The sequence below is a fragment of the Massilia horti genome, from assembly GCF_004614195.1.
GTDB lineage: Bacteria > Pseudomonadota > Gammaproteobacteria > Burkholderiales > Burkholderiaceae_D > Telluria > Telluria horti.
Genome location: NZ_SPUM01000062.1, coordinates 1 through 7,699, shown reverse-complemented (window position 1 = coordinate 7,699; position 7,699 = coordinate 1). Strand labels below are relative to the sequence as shown.

Genomic DNA, 7,699 nt, shown 5'->3' with positions numbered 1-7,699 from the left:
GGCTGCCAGCGCCGGACAGCGGGCTGGCGCGGCGCGCATTGCCCACCGGCTGGCGCGGCGTACCGCCCGTGCCAACGCGCGCCGCTGCGGCGCCGGTCACCTGCGTCCCTTTTTCGATCGTGAAGCGGGCGCCGGCGTCCTTGCCCAGCGCCTGCACCAGGTAAGGCATCACTTCACGCAGCATCGGCTCGAGCGTGTAAGGGGGATTGAGGATGAACATGCCGCTGCTGTGCAGGCCGAAGCCGTCCGGACCCGGCGTGGACACGGTCAGGGTCACGTTCAGCCATTCCTTGGCCGGCAAACGCTTGAGCTTGTCCGCGAACTGGCGCGATTCCATGCGTTGCAGCACCGGATACCAGACGGCGTAGATGCCCGTCGGAAAACGGCCGAGCGCCTCCCTGAGCGCCTCATAGACCTTGCGGTAGTCGTCCTTGACCTCGTACGGCGGGTCGATCAGCACCAGCGCGCGGCGCGAGGGCGGCGGCAACAGGGCTTTCAGGCTGCCAAAGCCATCGGCGCGATCGATCATCACGCGCCGCCCGCGTGCGCGCTCGCCCTGCTCGGCCTTGTGCGCTTCGACCTTGCGGAAATTCTCCGCCAGGATCCTGCTGTCGGACGGGTGCAGTTCGAACAGGCGCAGTCGGTCCTGCTCCCGGCTGACCTGGTCCGCCACGTAGGGGGACCCCGGGTAGTAGCGCAGCTTGCCGCTCGGGTTCATGCCGCGCACCAGCCCCATGTATTCGGCCAGTGGCGCCGGCAGGTCGGTGCGGCCCCACAACTGGCCAATGCCGGTGTCGAACTCAGCGTTCTTGGTGGCCTCCCTGCTGTCGAGCGCGTACACGCCGGCACCGGAGTGGGTGTCGATGTAGGTGTAAGCGGTGTCCTTCTGGTTCATGTACAGGTGCAGTTGCACCTGGACGAAATGCTTGAGGACGTCAGCGTGGTTACCGGCGTGAAAGGCGTGGCGGTAGCTCAACATGGGTGGAATTCCAATCTAAGAAAGTTGTGCGGCCCGCCGCGGCGAGGCGCCGGGCGAACAATCCGACATTATCCCACTGAAATACAAAAAACCGCAGCCGGCGCGGTAGCCGGCTGCGGTGCAGGACAACAGGTTGGGTTTATGCGACCTTTTTTTCGTCGAAGAACTGCTCGTCCTCGGTCGAGCCATGCAGGGCCGTGGTCGAGCTCTGGTTCTGGTGGATGGCCTGGGTCACCGCATCAAAGTAGCCGGTGCCCACCTCGCGCTGGTGCTTGACGGCCGTGAAGCCCCGCTCGGCGGCGGCAAATTCCGCTTCCTGCAGCTCGACGAAGGCAGCCATCTGGCGGCGCGCATAGCCGTGCGCCAGGTTGAACATGCTGTAGTTGAGCGCATGGAAGCCGGCCAGCGTGATGAACTGGAACTTGTAGCCCATTGCGCCCAGTTCCTTCTGGAACTTGGCGATCGTGGCGTCGTCCAGGTTCTTCTTCCAGTTGAACGACGGCGAGCAGTTGTAGGCCAGCAGCTTGCCCGGGAACTTGGCGTGGATGGCATCGGCAAACGCCTTGGCGAAGGCAAGGTCCGGCTTGCCGGTCTCGCACCAGACCAGGTCGGCATAGGGTGCGTAGGCCAGGCCGCGCGAGATCGCCTGCTCAAGGCCAGGACGGGTACGGTAGAAGCCTTCGACGGTGCGCTCACCGGTGCAGAACGACTGGTCGTTGGCGTCGACGTCGGAAGTCAACAGGTCGGCCGCCTCAGCATCGGTGCGGGCGACCAGGATAGTGGGCACGCCCATCACGTCCGCCGCCAGGCGCGCCGCCGTGAGCTTCTCGACCGCCTCGCGGGTCGGCACCAGCACCTTGCCGCCCATGTGGCCGCATTTCTTGACCGAAGCGAGCTGGTCCTCGAAGTGCACCCCGGCCGCGCCCGCTTCGATCATCGATTTCATCAGCTCGAAGGCGTTGAGCACGCCGCCGAAGCCGGCCTCGGCGTCGGCCACGATCGGCGCGAAGAAGTCAACGTCATCCTTGCCTTCAGACCACTGGATCTGGTCAGCACGCATGAAAGTATTGTTAATGCGGCGCACGACCGCCGGGACCGAGTTCGCCGGGTACAGCGACTGGTCGGGATACATTTCGCCGGCCAGGTTGGCGTCGCCAGCGACCTGCCAGCCGGACAGATAAATGGCCTTCAGTCCTGCCTTGACCTGCTGCATTGCCTGGTTGCCGGTCAGCGCGCCGAGCGCGTTGACGAAGGGCTCGTTGTGGACCAGGTCCCACAGCTTTTCCGCGCCGCGGCGCGCAAGTGTGTGCTCGATCTGCAGCGAACCGCGCAGCCGGACCACGTCGTCGGCGGTGTAGTTGCGCGTTACGCCCTGCCAGCGCGGGTTGGTTTCCCAGTCGTGCTGCAAGGCGGCGATCTGCTGTTCACGGGTTGCCATGGTCTTTCTCCTGAAAAGTAGCTGAGTTGCTGAGTTGGTGTGAAGTGAAATCCGTTGGTGAAATCATAGACCGATTGTGCGCGGCACAATCACTCTTATATAAGACACAGCACCTTTTTTTTATCGCCTAAAATCAGTCACTTAGGAGAAAACTTCCATGATGCGAGACGAAATTTCTTAAAATGGGAAGCAAGCCATGAGCCAGTTTGCTGCGCTTTTCACGTTGTGGGGGACAGGTTCCGCGATGTGGAAAAAAGGCACCTTGACGATGAAAAGCGTCATGATTAATGGTAGGATTTGTTCATTAACCGAAATTGACACGCGGCAGGTTTAAGCCATCGGCAGCCAGGTGTTTTGAGGAAGGGCAGAGACAGACGGCGTGCGGCATAAATAAAAAACAACAGGCTTGTAATTATTAGTTGCAAATTTCTTAAAAACATTTCAATATAGACACGTCTGTGATTTTTTGAACAACTTCCTACAAAACCAGGGGCCATCCGATGAAACTAGCTTTTTCGCGTAAGCTGTGCGCACTCGCGCTTGCCGCCGGCCTGGCCGGCTCTGCCAACGCAGGCGTTCTTACCTACCAAGGCGTGACGTTCACGTCGACCACCACCGGCAACATCTTTACGCTGCAAATCGACGCCGCCACCCACACCGGCGATTGGACCAACGCCGCCAGTATTGGTGGCCTGATGCTCAAGGACATGGGCAGCTTCAGCTCCTTCGCCCTGATCTCCGCGCCGGGCGGCACCGCCGGCTGGAGCCAGTCGACCAACGAATTGAACGGCATGGGCTGCGGCGGCGGCACCAGCCCGGGCAATGTGTGCCTGGTGGGCCCGCACGTTGCGCTGACCGACAATATGATTTTCCAGTTCTCGTTCACGGGAGCCACCGATCTGGCGAAATTGGACACGCCTTTCATCAAGGTCAATCTCTTCGACGGCAACAACAAGAAAGCCGGCAGCCTGATGGCGCAAAACCTGGCGCCGGCGCCAGCCGAACCCAGCCGCGACGTGCCGGAGCCGCGCAGCCTGGCGCTGATGATGGGCGGCCTGCTGGCGATGGGAGCATTCGCCCGCAACGCCAAACGCACCGCGAAGTAAAGAACGTCCAATGAAATAAAGGCCAGGCTCGCCCAATGTGGCGAGCCTGGCCTTTCCTTTTAGCCCGATGCTTACTTGGCCAGTTCGGCCTGCGCTTGCGGTTCGAACACGAGCTGGCCGTTCCTGACGTCGGCCCGGATCGTGTCCTTCGGCCCGAAGCGTCCTGACAGGATCAGCTTGGACAGCGGGTTTTCGATCTGCTGCTGGATCGCGCGCTTGAGCGGACGCGCGCCATACACCGGATCGAAGCCTGCTTCCGCGATTTTCTGCAACGCGGCCTCGCTGATGTCGAGCCGCATCTCCATCTTCTCGAGACGCTCCTCGAGATAGTGCAGCTGGATCTTGGCGATCTGGCCGATGTTCTTCTCATCGAGCGCATGGAACACCACGATCTCGTCGATCCGGTTGATGAACTCGGGACGGAAGTGCGTGCGCACCTCGGCCATCACCGCGAGGCGCACCACCGCCGGATCGTCGGTTTCCATCGACTGGATCTTGTGCGAACCCAGGTTCGATGTCATTACGATCACGGTGTTCTTGAAGTCGACCGTGCGCCCCTGGCCGTCGGTCATGCGGCCATCATCGAGCACCTGCAGCAGCACGTTGAACACGTCCGGATGCGCCTTTTCGATCTCATCCAACAGGATCACGCTGTAGGGCTTGCGCCGCACCGCCTCGGTCAGGTAGCCGCCCTCCTCGTAGCCGACGTAGCCCGGCGGCGCACCGATCAGCCGCGCCACCGAATGCTTCTCCATGAATTCACTCATGTCGATCCGGATCAGCGCGTCCTCGGTGTCGAACAGGAACGCAGCCAGCGCCTTGCACAGTTCGGTCTTGCCCACACCCGTCGGCCCGAGGAACATGAACGAGCCATACGGCCGGTTGGGATCGGCCAGTCCCGCGCGTGAACGGCGGATCGCATCGGCCACCGCGTCGATCGCCTCGTCCTGGCCCACCACGCGCCGGTGCAGCACGTCTTCGATGTGCAGCAGCTTGTCGCGCTCGCCCTGCATCATGCGCGCCACGGGAATGCCGGTCGCGCGCGAGACCACTTCGGCGATCTCCTCCGCGCCAACCTGGGTGCGCAGCAGGTGCGGCTTGCCGTCGCCCTCGGCGCGCTCGGCCGCTTCCTCGGCCGAATGGAGCTGGCGCTCGAGCTCGGGCAGGCGCCCGTACTGCAGCTCCGACACCCTGGCCCAATCGCCCTTGCGCTTGGCGTCCTCCATCTGCAGGCGCACACCCTCGATCTCTTCCTTGATGTGGGTGGTGCCCTGCACCGCCGCCTTCTCGGCCTTGAGGATCTCCTCGTAGTCGTTGTACTCGCGCTCCAGGCGCGCGATCTCCTCACCGATCAGTTCCAGGCGCCGCATCGATCCCTCGTCGGTCTCCTTCTTGACCGCTTCGCGCTCGATCTTCAGCTGGATCAGGCGGCGCTCCAGCCGGTCCATCACCTCGGGCTTGGAATCGATCTCGATCTTGATCTTGGAGGCCGCCTCGTCGATCAGGTCGATCGCCTTGTCCGGCAGGAAGCGGTCGGTGATGTAGCGGTGCGACAGCTCGGCGGCGGCGATGATCGCCGGGTCGGTGATCTCGACCTTGTGGTGCAGCTCGTACTTTTCCTGCAGGCCGCGCAGGATGGCGATGGTGGCCTCCACGCTCGGCTCGTCGACCATGATCTTCTGGAAGCGGCGCTCAAGCGCGGCATCCTTTTCGATGTACTTGCGGTATTCGTCGAGCGTGGTGGCGCCGATGCAGTGCAGTTCGCCGCGCGCCAGCGCCGGCTTGAGCATGTTCCCCGCATCCATCGCGCCCTCGGCCTTGCCGGCGCCGACCATCGTGTGCAGCTCGTCGATGAAGACGATGGTCATGCCCTCGTCCTGGGCCAGCTCTTTGAGCACGGCCTTCAGGCGCTCCTCGAACTCGCCGCGGTACTTGGCGCCGGCCAGCAGGGCCGCCAGGTCGAGCGAAAGCACGCGCTTGCCCTTGAGGCTGTCGGGCACCTCGCCGTTGACGATGCGCTGGGCCAGGCCTTCGACGATCGCGGTCTTGCCCACGCCCGGCTCGCCAATCAGCACCGGGTTGTTCTTGGTCCGCCGCTGCAGCACCTGGATCGCGCGCCGGATTTCGTCGTCGCGGCCGATCACCGGGTCGAGCTTGCCCAGGCGGGCGCGCTCGGTCAGGTCGAGCGTGTATTTCTTGAGCGCTTCGCGCTGGCCTTCCGCTTCGGCCGAGTTCACCGACTCGCCGCCGCGCACGGCATTGATCGCCGATTCGAGCGCCTTCTTCGCCAGGCCATGTTCGCGCGCCAGGCGGCCGGCATCGGACTTGTCTTCGGTAAGGGCGAGCAGCACCATCTCGGACGAGAGGAACTGGTCGCCGCGCTTTTGTGCTTCGCGGTCGGCCAGGTTCAAGAGCCCCATCAGGTCACGGCTGACCTGCACGTCGCCGCCGGTGCCGGACACCTTGGGCAGGCGCTCGAGCGCATTCTTGAGAGCATTGGTCAGCCCGCCCACGTTCACCCCGGCCCGCTGCAGCAGCGAACGTGCGCTGCCGTCGTCCTGGTTCAGAAGCGCCAGCAACAGGTGCGCCGGTTCGATGTACTGGTTTTCGTTGCCGACCGCCAGGCTCTGGGCGTCCGCCAGCGCCTCCTGGAGCTTGGTCGTCAATTTGTCTTGCCGCATGGTATTGCTCCCCTGGTGAGTTTTAACTTGAGAGCAAGATTGGGACGGCCAAAGACGTTTTCAAGAAGACCAGATCACGCGCAGGGCGAATGGGTCATGTCGTGACCGCCTTCCAGCTCGCATAGCCCATGATGCAGAAAGCGAGCGAGCCAAACAGGTGCAGTGCCCCATGCGCCAACGCCCATCCATAATGGCCACGCTGCAGCAGCGTCATCGACTCGCCGGAAAAGCTGGAGAACGTGGTCAGCCCGCCAAGAAAGCCGGTAATCGCAAACAGCCTCCATTCCGGCGACAGGCCTGGGAAAGCCGCGAAGAACCCGAGCGCCAGGCCAATCAGGTAGCCGCCGGCCAGGTTGGCCGCCACCGTGCCGAGCTGGATGTGCGAATGCAGCGGTGCCAGCCACAAGGTCAGGCCCCAGCGCAGCCAGGCGCCGATGGCGGCGCCCACCCCCACCGCGAGCCAGCTCATCGGGTTTCCCATCTGGCCTTGGCCGCGTCGTCGTGAACGCGCGCATCGACCCAGCGCGCGCCCTGCGGCGTCTGCTCCTTCTTCCAGAACGGGGCGTCCGTCTTGAGGTAATCGATGATGAATTCGCAGGCGGCGAAGGCTTCGCCACGGTGGGCGGCGGCGACCGCCACCAGCACGATCTGGTCCAGGGGCTTGAGGGGGCCGACGCGGTGGATGATCAATACGGAGAATAGCGGCCAGCGCGCGCTGGCGCGCTCCGCGATCTCTTCCAGGGCGCGCTCGGTCATGCCGGCGTAGTGTTCGAGTTCCATTGCCGCCACCGCCGCGCCGTCATTCATGTCGCGCACGGTGCCGAGAAAGCTCACCACGCCGCCCACCCGCGCATCGCCCGCGCGCAGGCGCGCCAGCTCCTGGCCGAGGTCGAAGTCCCCGGCCTGTACCCGCACTTCGATCATTTTCCCTCCTTGGCCAGACGCATCAACAGGTGTTCGATGCGCGATGCGGTGCGCGCGTCGGCCAGCGCCGGCAGCGCCACCAGCTGGCGCAGCTCGACCGCGTGGCTGGCCGGCTTTTGTCCCGACTTGAGCGAGGACTGCAGCACCTCGACCTGCAGCCGCAGGCGCTCGCGCGCGAATTCCGGGCCGCTGTCGATGCCGGCCGCGATCTCCAGGCGCAGCAGGTCATTCAGCAGCCGCGCGCGGTTCTGTTCGAGCTCGTGGGCGTAAGCCTCACGCCCGCTCGACAACGCCGCCAGCGCGGCGTCAAAACGCGCGGCCAGCGCGCGCTCGAAATCGGCGTCCACCGCCGGCAACGCGGACCAGCGCCCGGACCAGTCGTCAGAGGCCGGTTCGCCGGGCGCGGCCACGGCAGCTTCCAGCTCCTGCACCAGACGCAGCTTGTCGCGCAACATGCCCGCCTGCGCCAGGCCGGCCGCGCGGCGCGCGACATCGGCATGGTGCTGCACCTGGGCCACCGCGGCCTGGTAACGCTTCTCGACGCGCGCCTCGTGCGCGCGCGGCACCGGGC

The 7,699-nt window shown here is 64.3% G+C and carries 6 protein-coding genes and 1 pseudogene; 1 reads left to right on the top strand and 6 read right to left on the bottom strand.

All coding sequences use genetic code 11. The annotated features are described in order from the left end of the window. Together E4O92_RS10370 and aceA are read right to left on the bottom strand one after the other, a co-directional pair. A partial coding sequence (locus E4O92_RS10370) for a 23S rRNA (adenine(2030)-N(6))-methyltransferase RlmJ (protein WP_135189694.1) occupies nt 1-979 on the bottom strand: 979 nt, incomplete at its 3' end. Nucleotides 980-1,118: 139 nt separating this feature from the next. Further along, a complete protein-coding gene (gene aceA, locus E4O92_RS10365; protein ID WP_135189693.1) occupies nt 1,119-2,417 on the bottom strand; it encodes an isocitrate lyase in 1,299 nt (432 codons plus the stop codon). Nucleotides 2,418-2,917: 500 nt separating this feature from the next. Between aceA and E4O92_RS10360 the strand changes: the two genes are divergently transcribed. Then, nucleotides 2,918-3,523, top strand: coding sequence for a PEP-CTERM sorting domain-containing protein (locus E4O92_RS10360; protein WP_135189692.1), 606 nt, complete (start codon nt 2,918-2,920; stop codon nt 3,521-3,523). Nucleotides 3,524-3,594: 71 nt separating this feature from the next. Here the strand turns inward: E4O92_RS10360 and clpB are convergent, their stop codons facing one another. From clpB to E4O92_RS24805, 4 genes and pseudogenes are all read right to left on the bottom strand, one after another. Then, nucleotides 3,595-6,204 carry an ATP-dependent chaperone ClpB gene (gene clpB, locus E4O92_RS10355; RefSeq protein WP_135189691.1) on the bottom strand — a complete coding sequence of 870 codons (2,610 nt, stop codon included), beginning with the start codon at nt 6,202-6,204 and terminating at the stop codon, nt 3,595-3,597. Nucleotides 6,205-6,298: 94 nt separating this feature from the next. Then, the gene (gene crcB, locus E4O92_RS10350; RefSeq protein ID WP_135189690.1) at nt 6,299-6,673 is read right to left on the bottom strand and encodes a fluoride efflux transporter CrcB; all 375 of its coding nucleotides are present in this window, start codon (nt 6,671-6,673) and stop codon (nt 6,299-6,301) included. Then, on the bottom strand, nt 6,670-7,128 hold the full coding sequence (locus tag E4O92_RS10345) for a molybdenum cofactor biosynthesis protein MoaE (RefSeq protein WP_206076845.1): 459 nt from the start codon (nt 7,126-7,128) through the stop codon (nt 6,670-6,672). Before E4O92_RS10345 ends, crcB begins: the two co-directional genes overlap by 4 nt. Beyond that, nucleotides 7,125-7,699: pseudogene (locus E4O92_RS24805) on the bottom strand (DUF349 domain-containing protein); the annotation flags it as partial. The gene E4O92_RS10345 and the pseudogene E4O92_RS24805, both read right to left, overlap by 4 nt.